The organism is Streptomyces sp. NPDC096310 (genome assembly GCF_044763125.1).
Classification (GTDB): domain Bacteria; phylum Actinomycetota; class Actinomycetes; order Streptomycetales; family Streptomycetaceae; genus Streptomyces.
Window position 1 is genome coordinate 1 of the sequence record NZ_JBIWFO010000036.1, and the last position, 17334, is coordinate 17334.

The window sequence follows — 17334 nt, forward strand, 5'->3', positions numbered from 1 at the left end:
CGATCCGAAAACCGATCACCCTCAACTACCTTCAACTGTCCGGGCCTTGGCACACCAACTCAACGAGCCAGCACCACCAAAGTCACCAGTATTGCGGCTAGAGCCTCCCTTCCCGGAACCCCGCCGCCTCCCGGAACCCCGCCGCCTCCCGGAACCCCGCCGCTTGCTCCACGGCCGCAGCGACAGCATGCGGCCCCTTACACAACAACCGAGGAAATCTGATGCGTACCCTGATCAGCACCGCCTTCATCTCGCTCGACGGCGTCATGGAGGCGCCCGGCGGCGAACCGGGCTACCGCAACTCCGGATGGACCTTCAAGGACATCGAGTTCGTCCCCGAGGCCTTCGCCATCAAGGGACGGGAGCAGAGCGAGTCCACCGCGCTCCTGCTGGGCCGGGTCAGCTACCAGGCGTTCAGCCCGGTGTGGCCCGACATGGAGGATTTCGCCGAGTACAAGGCGATGCCGAAGTACGTCGTCTCCACCACCCTCACCGACGAGGACCTGGTCCCGAACTGGGGCGAGACGGCGATCCTGCGCTCGCTCGACGAGGTCGCCGCCCTCAAGGAGACCGAGGGCGGCCCGATCATCCTCCACGGCAGCGCCGCCCTCCACCACGCCCTGTCCGACGCGGGCCTGATCGACCGCTACCACCTGCTTGTCTTCCCGCTGCTCCTCGGCGCGGGCAAGCGCCTGTTCAGCGCCACGGACAAGGACACCCAGAAGCTGACGCTGGTGGAGCACGAGGCGTACTCCAACGGCCTGCAGAAGAACGTCTTCGACGTCGTCCACTGACAGAGCCCGCCGGTGGTGTGCCGGGTCAGTGGCCGCGGGGCGCGTACATGATGACCGCCATCCCGGCCAGGCAGACCAAGGCGCCGATGACGTCGAAGCGGTCGGGACGGTAGCCGTCGGCGACCATGCCCCAGGCGATCGACCCGGCGACGAAGATACCGCCGTAGGCGGCGAGGATACGGCCGAAGTCGTCATCGCTCTGGAAGGTGGCGACCACGCCGTACAACCCCAGCGCGATCACACCGGCGCCGATCCAGATCCACCCCTTGTGTTCACGGATCCCCTGCCAGACCAGCCAGGCACCTCCGATCTCGAACAGGGCGGCGGCGACGAACAGGGCGAGGGAACGGGCGACGAGCACGGGAAAGGTCTCTCTGGGTCGGAGGATCGGGGCGTCGGAAGCGGTACGAGGACGCGACGCGTCAGGCGGCCGGGCCGAAGAGGTCCGTGAGCAGCGCGCCGCTGTCGACGGGCGCGAGGACCTCCACGTGCGGGTACGGGCCGTCGAGGTGGAGGCGGAAGCCGAGGAACGGGCAGCACCGCTGCTCGGCAGCGGCCGGTCCGGCCACCCGAGCCGTCCGGTCGACGGGCAGCGTCAGCCGCAGCCCCTCGGGCACCGGGGCCCGCACCGCGCCGTCGACCGCCTCGCGCGACGGTGAACGCGGCCAGTTCGGCGGTACGGGCCTCCGCCTCGGCCAGCTGGGCGGCGATCCTCGGTCGCACCCGGTAGCCGGAGGGGGCCGGTCCGCGGGCAGCAGTCCCTCGCCCTCGTAGAAGCGCAGGGTGGTGGTCGGCACACCGCCGCGCTCGGCGAGCTGGGAGATCCGCATGAAGGTCACGTCATCGACGGTAAACCTTCCATCCGACTCGAAGGTCAAACGGGACCGGCGGCGTGCTCACGGTCGGGGCGCCCATGTCCAGAGGGACACGGGCGCCCCTGACGCTTCTCAGCCGATCGGCCGATCAGCCGATCCGGTCGGCCACCTGCTTGCGCAGGTCGGGAAGGAGTTCGTAGAGCTTGCCGCCAGGGCAGGCCGTCACGTTCACGTCCCTGTGGCTGGAGATGACCGGTACGTCGAGCACCGTGCCCGTCGGGTGCGGGTTGGTGCCGCCTCCGCCGGCCGAGACGAGCCGCGTGGTGCCTTCCGGCTCCAACTGGTACTGGCCGCCCTTCCAGGCGAGCAGGTCGGCCAGGCTGTTGACCATGGCCGCGGTCGGCTTCGGGTCGGGGCCGGTGTCCTCGCCGCCTTCGCTGTTGTTCGGCTCGAAGTTGCCGAGCATCGCGACACCGAAGGTGTTGGTGTTGAAGCCGGACGCGTGGCCGCCGAGGATGCCGGGAATGGCGGTGCCGGGCCGCATCTCGATGGAGCCCTTGCGGCCTTCCCAGATGCCACCGAAGCGGTCGACGATGAAGTGGTAGGGGAAGTCGCCGTAGCCGAGGACCAGAATGTGCTGGACGTAGATGCCGTTGATGATCTGCGGCACCTGCTCCTGGGTGTAGGAGTTGTTCCCCGTCACGGTGTGATGGACGACGGCCGCCTTGATCGAGGCCTGGGTCTTGTACCCGGGATCGGCGAGACCCTCGTCCGCGCCCCAGTCCTTCCGCAGCTTCACGTCCGGCTGTGCGGCCCGCGCGACCTGCGCGGACCGCGACTGACGGTCCGCGGAGGAGATGGCCGGGCTCTGGGCCGGGTCGATGAACGACAGCCGCAGGTCCTGCGGCAGTCCGCCCTTCGGAGAGGTGAAGCGGACCTCCACCCCGTCCGCGTCGTCGGTGTAGAAAGCGGGCGCGCCGGCCCTCTTCGCTTCCTCCGCCACGCCCTCGTCGAGCTCCAGGGGAACCTCCCGCCACGTCTCCCAGGCACCGTCGCGGTGGACCCGTGTCTCGGCGGTCAGCCCGCTGTCGACGGCGGACTCCTTCTTCCAACTGAGGCCGATGGACGAGAAGTTCTTCCTGGTGATCTCACCGGTGGAGAACACCTTCCCGGTCCGCGACGCGGCCTTCGCCGACAGCGTGCCGGCGGGCTTGCCGTCGCTGTCGGTGAGCGTGGCCTCTTCGACCTGAGAGGAATCCGCCGCCGTGGCCTCAATCGCCGTCGCCGCGCTGCTGGTACCCGCGACGGCGAGGGGCACCGTCAGGGACACCACACCGAGGGCAACCGCGGGGATCGTCTTACGAAAACGCATGAACTTCCCTATGTCGTAACCATGCCTGGGGCTGCGGTCCGAGGAGACGCCACGCGGTAACTGACCAGCGCCGCGCCGGACTTGCCCGCCCAAGGACCTCGGCTCATCCTACGATCGAAGACTCTGTTCATCGTGTGGATGTGTGTGCGGGTGTGTAGGCGATCAGGGCGTCCATGGCGCGTTCGACGGTCGGGGGCTGATGTGCCGGGCCTGGTCCCGTTCCAGCATCGCCCGGAGGTGGAGCCGGCGCTCTCCGATACACGCGCCGGCGCCCTGTCCTCCGGCCTGTCGGACCCTCTCGGCCGCCGCCCGAGTGCCGCAGGGCATCGCGACCGGGGCGGCGGCCAACACCCTGAGCGCCACGCTCGGGAACGGAGCACGGACGCCCGGGCCGCCGTCCCGCAGGCCACGCCCCCAGGGCGGCGGCCCGCATGGCCGCCGCCCTCACCCGAGCGCCGTCAGGGACTTTCGATGGTGATGAAGGGGTCCCACTGGAAATACCCCTGCACTTGCCGATGCCGGTCCAGGATCTGGAAGTAGAAGTGGTACACGACCTTGCCGGCCTTTTTGACCGTCGACCGCCAGTAATGGTCCTCGTAGTTCTGTGTCACGAAATCGGGCTTGCCCTCGGATCCCTCCTTCGGCATCGGAAAGACGCCGTCGATCACCTCGATCGCCGGTGTCGTGATGAGCGTGTGGCCGCTGTCGCTGCTGACGTACTTGTAGAGCAGTGCCTTGTAGTCGCTGGAGAGCGACAGCGTCGTCTCCCGCCACCTGACGGTGTCCCCCGGCTCGGCCCGGAGGTTCAGCTCGGCCCCCGACGTGCCGACGATGTGGTCGTGGCGCGTCGTCATGTAGATCAGGGCGTGGTCGACCTGCGTCGGCGCCTCGGGGTTCCTCGACGCGTTGTGATTCCGTTCGACGATCGTGGCCGCGTCGAACGCGATCAGTACGTTGAGATCAGTCATGTCCTGCCCCCTTCACATACATTCGCTTACATTCGCCTGCATTCGAATACGCACGTACTCGGGATTTCTGACCAGGCTTTCCTCATATGCCGCCCTGGCTCCCCCCTTTCACCCTCCGGAGCCCGGCCCGGTCCGTCAGACCGTCGTGGAGGGGTCCGGCAGGTTCGGGACCTTGTACGCCATCGCCCGCGGGTAGTCGTGCCGGTGCAGACGGACGCGGACCAGCAACGGTCCGGCGTTGACCGGGTCGGTCGGGTCGGTGAGGCGGCCCAGCAGGTCGTCCAGCTCAGCGGCGTACGCGACGCTGAGGCCGTTCGCCGGGGTCTCCTTGCCGGCGAAGACGTCCGCGAGGCGGTCGTAGTGCCACGGGTGGAGGACGTTGTAGAAGTCCGCGTCCGTGCCGTCCGTCCCGCCGGGGCCGGGGTCCGCGTAGTACGACGGGTGCACGAGCATCTGCTCGATGCCGTAGAAGTGCCCGTTGTCCAGGACGAACACCACCGACCGCAGCCCGAGCCTGGTGTGGGTGGAGATCTCCTGGCAGGTCTCCTGGAAGGCACCGTCGCCGACGAAGACCATCGGGCGGGCGTGCCCGCGCTCCGGGGCGAGCGCGGCTCCGGTGGCCGCGCCGACCGACCAGCCGATGGAGAGCCAACTGATCTGCGACAGAAACCCGCCCGCGGGCAGGGACAGGTTCATCGAGCCGATGAGGGAGAACGCGGCGTCGGAGACGACCGTCCAGTTCTGCTCGGTCTCCATACCCAGGAAGTGGTTGACCCGGTCGAACAGACCGTCGTACGTGAGCCGTTCGGCGCCCCGGGAGGGTGAGCCGCCCGCGCGGAGCGAGGCGCGGTGGTGCTCCAGGTCGGCGGGGCGGTCGCCGGGCGCCCCCTGGTGGGCGTGGGCCTCGGCGTAGTAGTCGGCGTCCAGGCCCCCGGAGCCGTAGCGGTTCACCAGTGCGTCCTGGAGCGCGGGCAGGAGCTGTTCGAGCTGGACGTCGGGGAAGTAGGAAGTGCCCACGCTGACACCGCCGTTCGCCGCCATCACCCAGTCGTCGCCGATGTCCTGCTCGCCGCCGAGGTTCTTCGACGTGGACCAGGCGCCGAGCCCGATGCGGCAGGTGGCCCACTCCTTGAAGATCCGGTGCACATCGGGGTGGCTGGCCCTGCCGTTGTAGACCCCGTGGAACTGCGGCAGGTCCTCCGCGACGACGGCCTTGGCGCCGACGGTGGTGCAGAACGGCACTCCGGTGGACTCCACCAGCTCGGTGAGCGGCCCGCCGAGGCGGAACCGGTCGATCTCCTCCCCCGCCCACACGACCGGGCGGGGCGTTCCGTCCGGACCGGGGTGCTCCTCGACCAGGGTGAGGATCGCGTTCACGGCCCGGTCCAGCATGGGCTGGTTGCGCGCGCTGAACGGCCGCTCGCGCCGGACGATCGGCTCCCCCGGCTCGGGGCAGGGCTCGTCCCACAGGTCCTCCATGACCTCCAGGTAGACCGGCCTGCTCTCGGAGAGGCACGCGGTGAGCGCGGCGTCGATCTGACCGGCGGCGAGGCCGGGGTTGGAGATGACCTGCGCGTCCACGGTGACCTGCTGGTAGACGTCCAGGTTGCTCTCCGCGCGCGGGCTCATGTGCGAGGTGAGCATGCCGATGGCCCGGTAGTTCTGCCACTGCTCGTAGGGCGGGGAGGCGTTGATCGCGACGAGCGGTATCCGCTCGACGTAGGCGCCGCCGCAGGCATTGAGCAGGTTGAACGCGCCGACGCTGTACGTGACCGCCGCCGCGCCGACGCCATGGATACGGGCGTAGGCGTCGGCGGCCTGCCCCGCGCCGCCCTCGGTCGGCGTACCGACCCACTCGATGTCGCCCTCGCCGCGCAGCGTGGTCAGGAACGGGCCGAGGTGGTTGCCGGGCACGCCGAACAGGTGGGTGATGCCCAACTCGGCCAGCCGCAGGGCGAGATAGCGGGCGACCGTACACCGGGGGGTGGTCGCGGTCACGAGCCGCCCTCCGTGTCCGGGCCCGGCGTGGTGACGGGCGGGGCCTGGTGGACGGCGACGGCGGCGCGGACGGCGCTCTCCAGGGCGCCCTCGATCCAGGCGTGTTTGAGGGAGGTGTGCTCCCCGGCGAAGTGGACGGGGCCCTCGGGCCGGGGGACGTCCAGGTGGAAGCTGGTCATCTGGTGCGCGGTGTAGGTGGCGGCCTCACCGAAGGCGTACGGGTCGCGGGCCCAGCTCTTGGTGGCGCCCCGTCCGGTGAAGAACACCTCGATACGCCGGCCGTGCAGCGCCTGGAGGTTGCGCAGCGCGTAGACGTAGCGCTCGGCGTCCCGCATGGAGTCCCAGCGTGTGGCGTCGTCGGACCAGCAGTACGCGGCGAGCACCACGCCGCCGGTGCTGCCCTCGACCCGGTGCGAGGGGTAGTACATGAACCGGTTGGGGTTATCGGCGGCCGAGCCCCCTCCGAAGCAGTGGGTGGCGGGGCGGACGGCGGGGCCACGCAGCGGCAGGGTGCTGTTGAGCTGCCGCATCTCCTCGGTGACACCGCTGTCCTTGACCGCGGCCCCGAGCAGACCGGCGTCCGCCCCGGCGGAGGTGAGGTACGGATCGGCCTCGTCCGCCCCGGCGTTCAGCCGGTAGTTCTCGTACGCGCCCGGTGCGATGCTCTCCAGCTCGTCGCGCCAGTCGTCCTCGGTGAACTCCCACCAGCGGTGGCTGAACTCCAGCAGCACCTTGGTGGCCTGGTCGTAGTGGGTCTCGATGATGGCGCGGCGCTTCTTGTACGACATCGAGGGGACGATCTCCACGAAGCGCAGGGCGGAGAACGGGATGGTGACGATCGCCAGGTCCGCGGTCCACAGGCGCGGTGGGGCCTGCGGGTCGTTCTCGGCGACGGTCTGTACGGCCACGCCCCACCCGTCGGGTCCGACGGCGCCGGTGCCCTCGGGGTCGGCGTCGCGGCTGGGGTCGTGGTATTCGAGGCGGATCATGCGGTGGCCGAGCCGCACCTCGTCGCGCAGCCCCTGGTGGAGGGCGTGCGGCAGGCGCCAACTACCGCCGGGTATCTCCCAGTAGCGGACGCCCGGGTTGATGTCGGTGCGGCTCAGGAAGCTGTGGAAGAAGGAGAGATGCAGCCGGGAGGACATGTTCTCCAGCGTTCCGACGGCCTCGATCGCCTCGTCGCTGAGCCCCGCGTACTCGCGCAGGAAGCCGCCCATCGAGTAGCCGTCGAAGTCGCGGACCACCCGCGCCCAGCCCTCGACCCACGCGTCCAACGGCTTGTTGACACGCTCCCCGTCGACCAGGTCGGAGTAGTAGTCGCGCACGCTCTCCAGCGCGTCGTCGACCATCTTCACGGCAGGGGCGCGGACTTCGTCGTCGGTGAGATGGAAGCCTTCGTTGATCCGCTCGGGACCGGCGGCGTATGCGGCACGCCGCACCTGGACGCGGTTGGCGCGGATCCAGGTGTTGCCCAGCTTGTCGGGTTCGCGGAAGCCGGGGCTGTCGTCGCCGTAGCTCCAGATCCGGCCGGTGAAGGAGGTGTACGTGACCGGGGGGACGGGGGTGTCGGGTCCGCTGCCGGTGGAGGGGTCCACGTCCACGTTGTAGAACTGGCGGCGCCCGAGCCCGAGTTTGTCGACGAGGGCGAGGACGAGCGGGTGGAAGTCGGGCAGCCGCATGGCGCCGGCCTCGGCGTACTGGGCGGGGTCGTCGAAGGGCTGGTGGTGCTTGGTGGCGCGGACGGTCTTGATACGTCCCCCGACACGGCCGGCGTTGGCCTCCAGGATGGTGACGTCGTGGCCGGCGTCCTTGAGCAGACGCCCGGCGACAAGACCGGTGACACCGGCGCCGATGACAAGGATCTTCTTGCGCGGGTGCGGGGTGGAGCCGAGGTGGCCCGTGTCGATCAGGGTGTGGAGATAGCCGAGTTTGAGGTCCTTGCCGTCCGGCCCGACGAGAAGGAGTTCGCGGGCGAGCCTGAGACATGTCTGCCAGCGCGCACGGGTGGCCGAGTTGTCCCGTGGTATGTCGGTCATAGCTGACGATCGTAGATACGGAGAAACGATTTCCCCGTTCCCACGACAGGTAAAGTCCTAAAAACACCGATCGCATTGGTTGACGGAATTTCCACTTGTTCGGATTTCCCTTGCGCGGACCGGAGTTTCACCAGAGACGGAAGAGAGAGGAGAGCGAATCCGAGGCAGGCATTCACTCACGGAATACGGAATTCCTGTGGCCCGGCGAGAGCGGCCTCACCGGAGACACCGGCACATTCGGCCGTGATTCTCCGTTTCCCGCCGGGGAGTCGCCGTATGTGCCGTCGACGCGCGTCACGGACGGAGCGGCGACGAAGGGGGAAACGCCGGGCTCTCGTGCGAGAGGCGCACGGGGCGCACCGTACGCCCCGCACTCACCTTCCACGGAGCGCACGGGGCGTACGAGGCCTACGGGGCCTACGGGGTGTACGGGACCTACTGGGCGTACGGGCGTCTGGATCAGTCCGCGAGCACCGTGTTGAGCGGCGCCGCTCCGGCCGTCCGCGCGAACGCGCCGCCGAAGTACCCCTCGACCTCGGTCTTCTCGGCCGTGTTCGGGTAGGGGTTCGTGCAGGTGGTTCCCGCGCTGGAGCCGGACATCAGGCTGGAGCACGGGCCGGGCTTACGGTCCGGCAGGCCCAGGATGTGGCCCAGTTCGTGGGAGGAGATACGGATCGTGTTGTGACCCTCGTCCACCGCCTGCCGTCCGATGTAGACGGTTCCGTTGCCCAGTGAGGTGGTGATGGCGCGGGGCCAGCCGTCGTCCGCCAGGACGCGTATGTTGGCGCGTTGCCCGGAGGTGACCGGCCGCAGTTCGACGGCGTCGACGCTCTCGTTCCAGATCGCCGCGCCCCGGTCGACCGCGGACCTGAACTCCGCGGAGCCGCTGGCGTCGTACGTGACCACCCGCGCGGCCAGGGCTCCGTCCGCTTCCGCGGCAGGAGCGGCCGTGGCCTGACTCCCCATCAGGGAAAAGGTCACGGCCAGCGCGGCGGCGAGCGCACCGGTCAGCTTACGGACGTTCATGGTCGGCCTCCTTGGAGAAGAGAAAGTCGTGCACATGACATACTTTTCCTCTCCCCTCTGCCCAGCGAGGACTGACACCAATCCGTCAATCCGGCCGACCGCTCCATCAGGCCGAGTGGCCGTGCGGACGGCCGGCGGGGACGGGCGGGGCGGGCCCGTCCGCGCATCGCGCCGAAGCTATTCGGCCACCACCGTGGGAGCGCTTCCACGGTGGCGGTGTCCATGCCACGATGCCCCGGGCGGCGCCGTCCGGACGGCCCTTGGCGGGCCGGGCCCCCACCCGGACCGGCAGCGCCCGCTGCACCACCCCGGAACTCCCGCACGTGCACTTCCCTGAGCGATACCCCCCACCCGAGCCGCGATCAGGAAGGGACAAGGACGTGTCCAGAACTGGCAGCAACCGCACGAGGAGACCCCTCCGTACGAGCCTCCTGCGTACGAAACCCCTGCGTACGGCGCTCGTCACGCTTCTCGGAGCGCTGGCACCGTTGCTCGCGACGGTGTTCCTCACCGCGCCCGTGGCCTCCGCCGCACCCCCCGCGCCCCGTCAGGCGTCCGCCGCGCCCGCCGCGGCCCTCACCGAGGTCACCGACTTCGGCAGCAACCCCAGTAACCTCCAGATGTATCTGTACGTCCCGGCCACGGTCACCGCACACCCGGCGGTCCTGGTGGCCGTGCACTACTGCGGCGGCTCCGGACCGGCGTTCCACTCCGGTACGGAATTCGCCTCGCTCGCCGACCGGTACGGCTTCGTCGTGGTCTACCCGTCCGTCACCCGGGCCAGCAAGTGCTTCGACGTCTCCTCGCCCCAGGCGCTGCGCCGCGGCGGCGGCAGCGACCCGGTAGGCATCCGGTCCATGGTCGACTGGGCCACGCGTACGTACAGCGCCGACACCGGCCGCGTGTACGTCACCGGCGCGTCCTCCGGCGCGATGATGACCAACGTCCTGCTGGGCGACTACCCGGACGTCTTCGCCGCCGGGGCCGCGTTCATGGGCGTGCCGTTCGGCTGCTTCGCCACCACCGACGGCTCCGAGTGGAACAGCGCGTGCGCCAACGGTACGGTCAGCCGCACCCCCGCGGGGTGGGGCGACCTGGTGCGCGCCGCCTATCCGGGCTACACCGGGCCACGGCCGCGTATGCAGCTCTGGCACGGCACCGAGGACGACATCCTGCGCTACCCCAACTTCGGGGAAGAGATCAAGCAGTGGACGAATGTCCACGGACTCGCCCAGACGCCGTCGGCGACCGACGCACCCCAGTCCGGCTGGACCCGTACCCGCTACGGCTCCACCGGCAACCAGGCACAGGTCGAGGCCATCAGCCTCCAGGGCGTCGGGCACAACCTGCCCGCCGGGGGCATGGCCGCGCGCGCCATCACCTTCTTCGGACTGGACGGCGGCGGCTCCGGGCCCGGTCCCGAGCCGCAGCCCGGCACCTGCCGGGTGGCCGTCACGATCAGCGCCTGGAACACCGGACTGACCGCCTCCGTGACGGTCACCAACACCGGGAACGCCCCGGTCAACGGCTGGAAGCTGGGCTTCACCCTGCCCTCCGGCCAGACGATCACCTCCGGCTGGGGCGCCACCTACGCGCCGGCCACCGGCGCCGTGACCGCCACCAACGTCTCGTACAACGGGACGATCGACCCGGCCGCCGGTGTCACCATCGGCTACCAGGCGAACCACGGCGGCGGCGCGTCCGCGCCCGGCGCCTTCACCCTCAACGGAACGGCCTGCACGGTCGCCTGACCGGGCCGGCGCGACCACCCCGCGGGTCCGGGCGCGTGCTGGGGCCCGCGGGGGAATTTCGGCCCGGCAGGTGTGTTGAACCGAGCGTGGCGATCGCGACGACGAAGTTCTCCGTACTGGACCGTTCCCGTACCCGGGAGGGGCTGACGGCCCCCGAGGTGCTGCGGGAGACCGTACGGTTCGCGCGGCGGGTCGAGGCGCTCGGCTACCACCGCTTCTGGGTCTCGGAGCACCACAGTGTGCCGGGCGTGGCCGGTTCCGCGCCGACCGTGCTGGCGGCGGCCGTGGCGTCCGCGACCTCCACCATCCGGGTCGGCACCGGCGGGGTGATGCTGCCGAACCACCAACCGCTGGTCGTGGCCGAGCAGTTCGGGGTGCTGGAGTCCCTGTTCCCGGGGCGGATCGACATGGGGCTCGGCCGCTCCGTCGGCTTCACCGACGGCATCCGCAGGGCGCTGGGCAGGGACAAGCGGGACGCGGACGACTTCCCGGTACGGCTCGCGGAACTGCTGGCCTACTTCACCGGTGACGGGACCACGCACCCCGAGGTGCACGCGCACCCCGCCGAGGGGCTGCGTCCGCCCGCGTTCGTCCTGGCGACCGGGAAGGGCGCGCGCGTCGCCGCCGAGGCGGGGCTGCCGCTGGTCATCGCGGCCGTACGGGGCGAGGACGCGATGCTGCGGGCCGTCGAGGAGTACCGCCGCGTCTTCCGCCCCTCCGCGTGGGGCGAACGCCCGTACGTGGTGCTCTCCGGCACGGTCGCGGTGGCCGCGACCTCCGAGGAGGCGCACCGGCTGCTGATCCCGGAGGCGTGGTCCACCGCGTACGCGCGCACGCATGGCGCGTTCCCGCCGCTCGCCCCGGTCGACTCGGTCCTCGCGACGCCCATGACGGAGCGGGAGCGCGCGCTGTTCGACGAGGCGAGGCGGGGGCAGACGGCCGGCTCCGAGGAGGAGGTCGCGGCCGCGCTGGAGAAGCTGCTGGCCCGCAGCGAGGCGGACGAGTACCTGGTCACGACCAGTACGTACGACCGGGGCGCCCTGCTGGAGTCGTACCGCCGACTGGCGGACCTCGTAGGACTCGCACCGGGCACCGCGCGGACGGATTTCTGAGAATTCTCCGAGACGGTGAGTATCTTGGCGCCCCTTCACGTACTTTCCGACGAACCGGCCACGCAAGAGCAACAAAAGCAAGAGCCAGTAACGAAACGGGAGTTGGGCATGACGGAACCGCAGGGGACCGCACGGATCGTGGCACGCCGGACCATTGGGCGCAGAACGGTGGTCGCCGCGGCGGGTGCCGCGGGGCTGAGTGCGGCGCTCGTCGCGTGCGGCGGCTCGGACGGCACGGCGGACTCCTCGGACTCCTCGGACGGCGCGGGCTCCTCGAACGGCGCGGCCGGGCAGCCCACCGCCGGCGCCGACGGCGGAGCGGCCGATGTTCTCGCGAAGACCACCGACATCCCCGAGGGCGGCGGCATGGTCTTCGCCGACCAGGGTGTGGTCGTCACGCAGCCCACGGCGGGCGAGTACAAGGCATTCTCGTCCACGTGCACGCACACGGGCTGCGCGGTGAAGGACATCAAGGACGGTGTCATCCACTGCCCGTGCCACGGCAGCCAGTTCAGCGCCGCGGACGGCAGTGTGAAGGCCGGCCCCGCGACCAAGCCGCTGCCCACGGCCTCCATCAAGGTCTCCGGAACCTCGATCACCCTCGCCTGACCGCCGCGCCCCAGGTCACACCCCAGGTCACACGCCGGGGGCCGCGGGCCGGTCCGTAACACCCCGGCGCCCCGGCGCCACCACAGACCGACGGCTGACGGACTTCACTTTTCGTCGGCAGCGGGTGAAGCCCGTCAGCCGTCAACCCCTCTCCCTGCCCGGGCCGTACGCGGGCCGTGCGCGTCCCGTCCGGTCACCTCGGCCGCCACCCGGCCCAGCGCCCGCGCCGCCGCCCTGATCGACGGGCGGCGGTCGGCATCCGTCCGCCACACGGCGGAGACATGACGGTGCATCGCGTTCCGTACGGGCACCACGGCGACGCCCTCCGGCAGCGCGCCGCGCCCCAGCCGGGGCGCCACACAGACCCCGAGCCCTTCCGCGATCAGCGCGAGCTGGGTGTGGTACTCCCCCGCGAGATGCGCGATCCTCGGCTCGAACCCCTTCGAGCGCAGGGTGAACATCAGCCAGTCGTGGCAGAACTCGCCCTCCGGCCAGGACACCCAGTCGTCGTCGGCGAAGTCCTCCAGGTCCACCTCCGCCCGGCCCGCGAGCGGATGGCCGACCGGCATCGCCAGATCGGCCGCGTCGTCCAGCAGATGGGCGGTGGCGAGGCCGCCGGGCACCGGCATCCGCTTGTTGCTCCAGTCCAGGACGACGGCGAGGTCGAGATCGCCCCTGATGACCCCCCGGATCCCGGCCTCGGGTTCCAGCTCGCACGAGCGGACCCGCAGCTCGGGGTGGTCATCCCGGAGCACCCGGAGCGCGTGCGGGAACAGCCCGCGCGCCGCCGTCGGGAACGCCGAGATCCGCACCTCGCCGACCACCCGGCCGCGCTGCGCCTCGATGTCCGACTGCGCGACCTCGACCTGCGAGAGGATCCGCGCGGCATGGTCGGCGAGGAGCCGGCCCGCGTCGGTGAGCCGCACGCCGCGCCCGTTCCTGGCCAGGAGCTGCTGGCCCACCTCACGTTCCAGTTTGGCCATCTGCTGGGAGACCGCCGAGGTCGTGACGTGCAGGCCGTCGGCGGCACCGCTCACCGAGCCGTGCCGGGCCAGGGCATCCAGGGTCCGCAGGCGCTCCAGATTCAACACGTAAGCAATACTAATCAAAGAGGTGGACAGAATCTCGCTTGTTCTACGAGGTTCCGAGCGCCATCGTGGACGCCATGACCACCGCCACCCCGCCCCGTCCGTCCCGGGCCACCACCACCGCCTCCGGGACCACCAGCGAAACCACCACCGACGCCGCCCCGGCCCGTCCGCATCGCGCGTTGGACTGGCGCATACGGTTCGCGGCGCTCGCGCTCATCTGGGGCTTCAGCTTCCTGCTGATCAAGGTCGGCACGCACGGCTTCGCCCCCTTCCAGGTCACCTTCGGCCGGCTCTTCTTCGGTACGGCGGTCCTGGCCGTCGCGATGGCGGTCAGGCGTGAGCGGCTGCCCCGGTCCGTGCGCACCTGGGGCCATCTCACCGTCGCCGCGTTCCTGCTCAACGCGCTGCCGTTCTCGCTGTTCGCGTACTCCGAGCTGACGATCCCGTCCACGCTCGCTGGTATCTGCAACGCCACCTCCCCGCTCTGGGGCATGGTGCTCTCGCTGGTCGCGCTCTCCGAGGACCGGCCCACCCGCCGCCGGGTCGCCGGTCTCGGCCTCGGCTTTCTCGGGGTGCTGACGGTGCTGGGGGCCTGGCAGGGCTTCTCGGGGCTCGATCCGGCCGGTACGGCGATGGCGCTGCTCGCCTCGCTGAGCTACCCGATCGGCTGGATCTACATACGCCGCACCCTGGCGGGCAGCAGCAGCTCGCACCTCTCCCTGACGGGCGCGCAGCTCTTCCTCGCCACACTGCAACTCGCCGTGGTGACCCCGCTGTTCACCACGGTGCCGACCTCGTTCCCGGTGGGTCCGCTGCTGGCCGTGGTCGTGCTGGGCGCGCTGGGTACGGGGCTGGCGATCCTGCTCCAGTACGGCATCGTCGCCGAGGTCGGGCCGACCACCGGGCAGATGGTCACGTACTTCATCCCGGTGATCGCCACCGCCGCCGGGGTCACGCTCCTCGGGGAGGAGTTGAGCTGGAACACCCCGGTCGGCGCCCTGATCGTCCTCGTCGGGGCGGCGCTCACCCAGAGCCGGGCCCGCGCCTCCCGCCCGTCCCGCCCGTCCCGCCCGTCCCGCGCGTCCCGGCGTACGGCGGCCCGTCAGCCGTAGCTGCGGGCGGGCGCCGGTCCCGCCGCCGACGCCACGGCGTCGGCGAGCGGCCCGAGGTCGTCGGCCGTGACGGTCGACACGGTCAGCCGTACCCCCCTGGGCGCCGTGGTCCTGAAGCGCGCGCCGGGTGCGACCGCCCATCCGGCCTGCAGCAGCCGCGCCACCGCGCCGGTCTCGTCGGCCACCGGCACCCAGACGTTCATGCCGCTGCGGCCGTGCGCGACGACGCCCCGCTCGGCCAGCGCCGCCACCAGCCCGTCCCGCCGCTCCCCGTAGGCCCGCGCGACGGCCGGTGCGTCGACCGCCCCCGAGGTCCACAGGTGGACGACGGCCCGCTGGAGGAGCCGGCTCACCCAGCCGGGGCCGAGCTGCTGGCGCCCCCGGACCCGGTCGACGGTCAGCGCGTCCCCGCAGAGCACCGCGAGCCGCAGATCGGGTCCGTACGCCTTGGCGGTGGACCGTACGAGCACCCAGCGGTCGGTGACTCCGGCCAGCGGGTGGAGGGGCAGGTCCACGATGCTGTGGCCGTGGTCGTCCTCGATGAGCAGCACCTCGGGCCGGGCCGCGAGGAGGGCGCGCAGCCCGGCCGCCCGGCCGGCGCTCACCGAGGCGCCGGTGGGGTTCTGCGCCCGGCAGGTGACGACGACGGCGCGGACACCGGCGCACAGCGCCCGGTCGAGGTCGCCGGGGAGCGGTCCTTCGTCGTCCACGCCGACGGGTACGAGCCGCAGCCCGAGCGCGGGGACGAGATCCAGCAGGCTGCCCCAGCCGGGGTCCTCCACGGCGACGGCGTCACCGGGACGCAGATGCGCGGCCAGGACGCGTTCGATGGCGTCGAGCGATCCGGAGGTGACGGCGACCGGTCCTGGAGGCACCCCGTCGGCGTCCAGACCGGCGCGGGCGAGGCGCGCGAACTCCGGGTCGACGGGGTCCTGTCCGTACAGCCCGGGACGCAGCGCGTTGTGGTGCGCGGCGGCGGCGAGCGCGTCGTGCAGCGGGGGCAGCAGGGCGGGGTCGGGGTTGCCCTCGGAGATGTCCCGTACGCCGGGCGGCGCGTCGACGCGGATGGAGCCGCGGGCCGTACTCGCCGGACGTGGCCGTACGCGGCTGCCCCTGCGCCCCGCGGTCTCGATCACCCCCCGGTCGCGCAGGGCGCGGTAGGCGGCGGCGACGGTATTGGGGTTGACGCCCAGCTCCGCCGCCAACTCCCGCATCGGGGGGAGGTGTTGGCCCGGCGCGAGCTCACCGGAGCCGACCCCCCGCTCCACGCTGGCGGAAATCTCCGCGGCACCCCGGCCGACAATCCGATACTCTCCTAGCACAAAGAACACTATGCACTAGAGCAATGGAGAACACAAATGCCGGAGACAACCGGGATCACAGAACCCACCGAGATCACCGAGCCCGCCGGGGTCGCGGAGACCACCGGGACCGCCGCCTACCGGTCCACGGCCCGCACCGTCCCCACCCGTTCCCGGGAGCGGGCCTCGTACGACCGCGAGCTGGTGCACGGGATCCTCGACGAGGCGTACCTCTGCCACCTCGGGTTCGTGCGCGACGGCGCCCCGGTCGTGCTGCCCACGCTCTACGCGCGGGTGGGCGAGCGGCTGTACGTGCACGGCTCGACCGGATCGCGTCCGCTGCGGATGACGGCCGGCACCGAGCCCGACGCAGGTCTCGCGGTCTGTCTGACCGTGACCCATGTCGACGGACTGGTGCTGGCGCGCTCCGCCTTCCACCACTCGGTCAACTACCGGTCGGTCGTCGTCCACGGCACCGCCCACCAGGTCACCGACCCCGAGGAGCGGCGCACGGCGCTCGACGCGATCGTGGACCAGGCCGTCCCGGGCCGCTCCGCCGACTCCCGCCCCGCCAACGCCCGCGAGCTGGCGGCGACCGCCGTGATCCGGCTCGATCTGGACGAGGTATCGGCCAAGGTCCGCACCGGCGGCCCCAACGACGACCCCGAGGACCTCGCCCTCCCCTACTGGACCGGGGTCGTCCCTGTCGTACGCGGCTACGGCGCCCCCGTACCGGCCGACGATCTCGACCCGTCCGTCGCGCTGCCCGGCTACCTCTCCGCCCGCTGAGGCCGCGCCTCCGCGACCGCGAGCCCCAGCACGGCCGAGAGCAGCGCCAGTGTGCCCAGCACCGTGGCCGCGGTCAGCCGTTCGCCGAGCAGCGCCGCGAGCGCGGTCGGTACGGCGGCCACGTACACCAGCAGCCAGAACACCCGGGCCGGTTCGGCGCCGTGCGGGAGCAGGCCCTCGCCCGCCGCGAGCGGCAGCAGCAGGACCGCGCCTATGGCGAACGCCCAGGCGGTCGTGGCCATCGGATCCCCCGCGCCGCCGAACCGTCCCAGCCACCGGGTGAGCAGGGTGATCCCGGCGTATCCGGCGGCGGCGAGCACCGCGTACGCGATCCCGGCCGGGCGCACGGTGGCGCCCTCACCGCGGCGCGGGGCGGGCGCGGGCGACCGGCGCCGACGCGGCGCGAGCACCCCGAGCAGCCGGGCGAGGCCGCCCACGCGGCACCAGAAGGAGAGGGACTCCGATATGCGGGCAACGACGGATCGCTCGGGGAGATCGGTGCCGCGAGGACACCCGGGCCGGCCGAGTCCGGTCCTCGTCGTAGAGGGAGCCGCCCGCGC

At 71.3% G+C, this 17334-nt stretch carries 15 protein-coding genes and 1 pseudogene; 6 read left to right on the top strand and 10 right to left on the bottom strand.

Features of this window, described 5'->3' with window-relative positions:
• Positions 1-221 precede the first annotated feature (221 nt).
• On the top strand, positions 222-794 hold the full coding sequence (locus ACIQ7D_RS35100; RefSeq protein ID WP_403944901.1) for a dihydrofolate reductase family protein: 573 nt from the start codon (positions 222-224) through the stop codon (positions 792-794).
• A gap of 25 nt (positions 795-819) precedes the next feature.
• On the opposite strand, the gene ACIQ7D_RS35105 is transcribed toward ACIQ7D_RS35100, so the two are convergent.
• The 7 genes from ACIQ7D_RS35105 to ACIQ7D_RS35135 all read right to left on the bottom strand — a co-directional run bounded on the left by ACIQ7D_RS35105 (position 820) and on the right by ACIQ7D_RS35135 (position 9009).
• The gene (locus tag ACIQ7D_RS35105; RefSeq protein ID WP_403944903.1) at positions 820-1155 is read right to left on the bottom strand and encodes a YnfA family protein; all 336 of its coding nucleotides are present in this window, start codon (positions 1153-1155) and stop codon (positions 820-822) included.
• A 61-nt stretch (positions 1156-1216) separates the two neighbouring features.
• The gene (locus ACIQ7D_RS35110; RefSeq protein ID WP_403944970.1) at positions 1217-1624 is read right to left on the bottom strand and encodes a MerR family DNA-binding transcriptional regulator; all 408 of its coding nucleotides are present in this window, start codon (positions 1622-1624) and stop codon (positions 1217-1219) included.
• A 133-nt stretch (positions 1625-1757) separates the two neighbouring features.
• Positions 1758-2981 carry an N-acetylmuramoyl-L-alanine amidase gene (locus ACIQ7D_RS35115; RefSeq protein ID WP_403944905.1) on the bottom strand — a complete coding sequence of 408 codons (1224 nt, stop codon included), beginning with the start codon at positions 2979-2981 and terminating at the stop codon, positions 1758-1760.
• Positions 2982-3439: 458 nt separating this feature from the next.
• Positions 3440-3949, bottom strand: coding sequence for an inclusion body family protein (locus ACIQ7D_RS35120; protein ID WP_403944907.1), 510 nt, complete (start codon positions 3947-3949; stop codon positions 3440-3442).
• Positions 3950-4084: 135 nt separating this feature from the next.
• Positions 4085-5947, bottom strand: coding sequence for a thiamine pyrophosphate-binding protein (locus tag ACIQ7D_RS35125; protein WP_403944908.1), 1863 nt, complete (start codon positions 5945-5947; stop codon positions 4085-4087).
• Positions 5944-7983, bottom strand: a complete 2040-nt coding sequence (locus ACIQ7D_RS35130) for a flavin monoamine oxidase family protein (RefSeq protein WP_403944910.1) — start codon at positions 7981-7983, stop codon at positions 5944-5946. Before ACIQ7D_RS35130 ends, ACIQ7D_RS35125 begins: the two co-directional genes overlap by 4 nt.
• A gap of 459 nt (positions 7984-8442) precedes the next feature.
• Positions 8443-9009, bottom strand: a complete 567-nt coding sequence (locus ACIQ7D_RS35135; protein ID WP_403944912.1) for a snapalysin family zinc-dependent metalloprotease — start codon at positions 9007-9009, stop codon at positions 8443-8445.
• A 230-nt stretch (positions 9010-9239) separates the two neighbouring features.
• Between ACIQ7D_RS35135 and ACIQ7D_RS35140 the strand changes: the two genes are divergently transcribed.
• The 3 genes from ACIQ7D_RS35140 to ACIQ7D_RS35150 all read left to right on the top strand — a co-directional run bounded on the left by ACIQ7D_RS35140 (position 9240) and on the right by ACIQ7D_RS35150 (position 12481).
• Positions 9240-10760, top strand: coding sequence for a PHB depolymerase family esterase (locus ACIQ7D_RS35140; protein ID WP_403944914.1), 1521 nt, complete (start codon positions 9240-9242; stop codon positions 10758-10760).
• An 86-nt stretch (positions 10761-10846) separates the two neighbouring features.
• Positions 10847-11872 (top strand): LLM class flavin-dependent oxidoreductase, encoded by a 1026-nt coding sequence (locus ACIQ7D_RS35145; protein ID WP_403944916.1) that lies wholly within the window; start codon positions 10847-10849, stop codon positions 11870-11872.
• A 108-nt stretch (positions 11873-11980) separates the two neighbouring features.
• On the top strand, positions 11981-12481 hold the full coding sequence (locus ACIQ7D_RS35150) for a Rieske (2Fe-2S) protein (RefSeq protein ID WP_403944918.1): 501 nt from the start codon (positions 11981-11983) through the stop codon (positions 12479-12481).
• Between the two features lie 134 nt (positions 12482-12615).
• On the opposite strand, the gene ACIQ7D_RS35155 is transcribed toward ACIQ7D_RS35150, so the two are convergent.
• Complete coding sequence (locus tag ACIQ7D_RS35155) at positions 12616-13572, bottom strand: LysR family transcriptional regulator (protein WP_403944920.1); 957 nt, start codon at positions 13570-13572, stop codon at positions 12616-12618.
• 38 nt (positions 13573-13610) lie between these two features.
• Between ACIQ7D_RS35155 and ACIQ7D_RS35160 the strand changes: the two genes are divergently transcribed.
• The gene (locus tag ACIQ7D_RS35160) at positions 13611-14684 is read left to right on the top strand and encodes a DMT family transporter (RefSeq protein ID WP_403944921.1); all 1074 of its coding nucleotides are present in this window, start codon (positions 13611-13613) and stop codon (positions 14682-14684) included.
• On the opposite strand, the gene ACIQ7D_RS35165 is transcribed toward ACIQ7D_RS35160, so the two are convergent.
• Entirely contained in the window at positions 14675-16006 is a 1332-nt protein-coding gene (locus ACIQ7D_RS35165; protein WP_403944924.1) for an aminotransferase class I/II-fold pyridoxal phosphate-dependent enzyme, read from the bottom strand. The two genes, ACIQ7D_RS35160 and ACIQ7D_RS35165, sit on opposite strands and share 10 nt — an antisense overlap.
• Positions 16007-16042: 36 nt before the next feature.
• Here ACIQ7D_RS35165 and ACIQ7D_RS35170 point away from each other — a divergent pair, with 36 nt between their 5' ends.
• The gene (locus ACIQ7D_RS35170) at positions 16043-16774 is read left to right on the top strand and encodes a pyridoxamine 5'-phosphate oxidase family protein (RefSeq protein WP_403944927.1); all 732 of its coding nucleotides are present in this window, start codon (positions 16043-16045) and stop codon (positions 16772-16774) included.
• Here the strand turns inward: ACIQ7D_RS35170 and ACIQ7D_RS35175 are convergent.
• Positions 16756-17208, bottom strand: a pseudogene (locus ACIQ7D_RS35175) (EamA family transporter); the annotation flags it as partial. The gene ACIQ7D_RS35170 and the pseudogene ACIQ7D_RS35175 sit on opposite strands and share 19 nt — an antisense overlap.
• Positions 17209-17334: the final 126 nt, after the last annotated feature.

What these genes read in the sequence shown, in the direction of transcription:
- ACIQ7D_RS35100 (WP_403944901.1), top strand. Translation starts at nt 222, where the DNA reads ATGCGTACCCTGATCAGCACCGCCTTCATCTCGCTCGACGGCGTCATG.
- ACIQ7D_RS35110 (WP_403944970.1), bottom strand. Translation starts at nt 1,624, where the DNA reads ATGCGGATCTCCCAGCTCGCCGAGCGCGGCGGTGTGCCGACCACCACC.
- ACIQ7D_RS35115 (WP_403944905.1), bottom strand. Translation starts at nt 2,981, where the DNA reads ATGCGTTTTCGTAAGACGATCCCCGCGGTTGCCCTCGGTGTGGTGTCC.
- ACIQ7D_RS35120 (WP_403944907.1), bottom strand. Translation starts at nt 3,949, where the DNA reads ATGACTGATCTCAACGTACTGATCGCGTTCGACGCGGCCACGATCGTC.
- ACIQ7D_RS35130 (WP_403944910.1), bottom strand. Translation starts at nt 7,983, where the DNA reads ATGACCGACATACCACGGGACAACTCGGCCACCCGTGCGCGCTGGCAG.
- ACIQ7D_RS35135 (WP_403944912.1), bottom strand. Translation starts at nt 9,009, where the DNA reads ATGAACGTCCGTAAGCTGACCGGTGCGCTCGCCGCCGCGCTGGCCGTG.
- ACIQ7D_RS35140 (WP_403944914.1), top strand. Translation starts at nt 9,240, where the DNA reads ATGCCCCGGGCGGCGCCGTCCGGACGGCCCTTGGCGGGCCGGGCCCCC.
- ACIQ7D_RS35150 (WP_403944918.1), top strand. Translation starts at nt 11,981, where the DNA reads ATGACGGAACCGCAGGGGACCGCACGGATCGTGGCACGCCGGACCATT.
- ACIQ7D_RS35170 (WP_403944927.1), top strand. Translation starts at nt 16,043, where the DNA reads ATGCCGGAGACAACCGGGATCACAGAACCCACCGAGATCACCGAGCCC.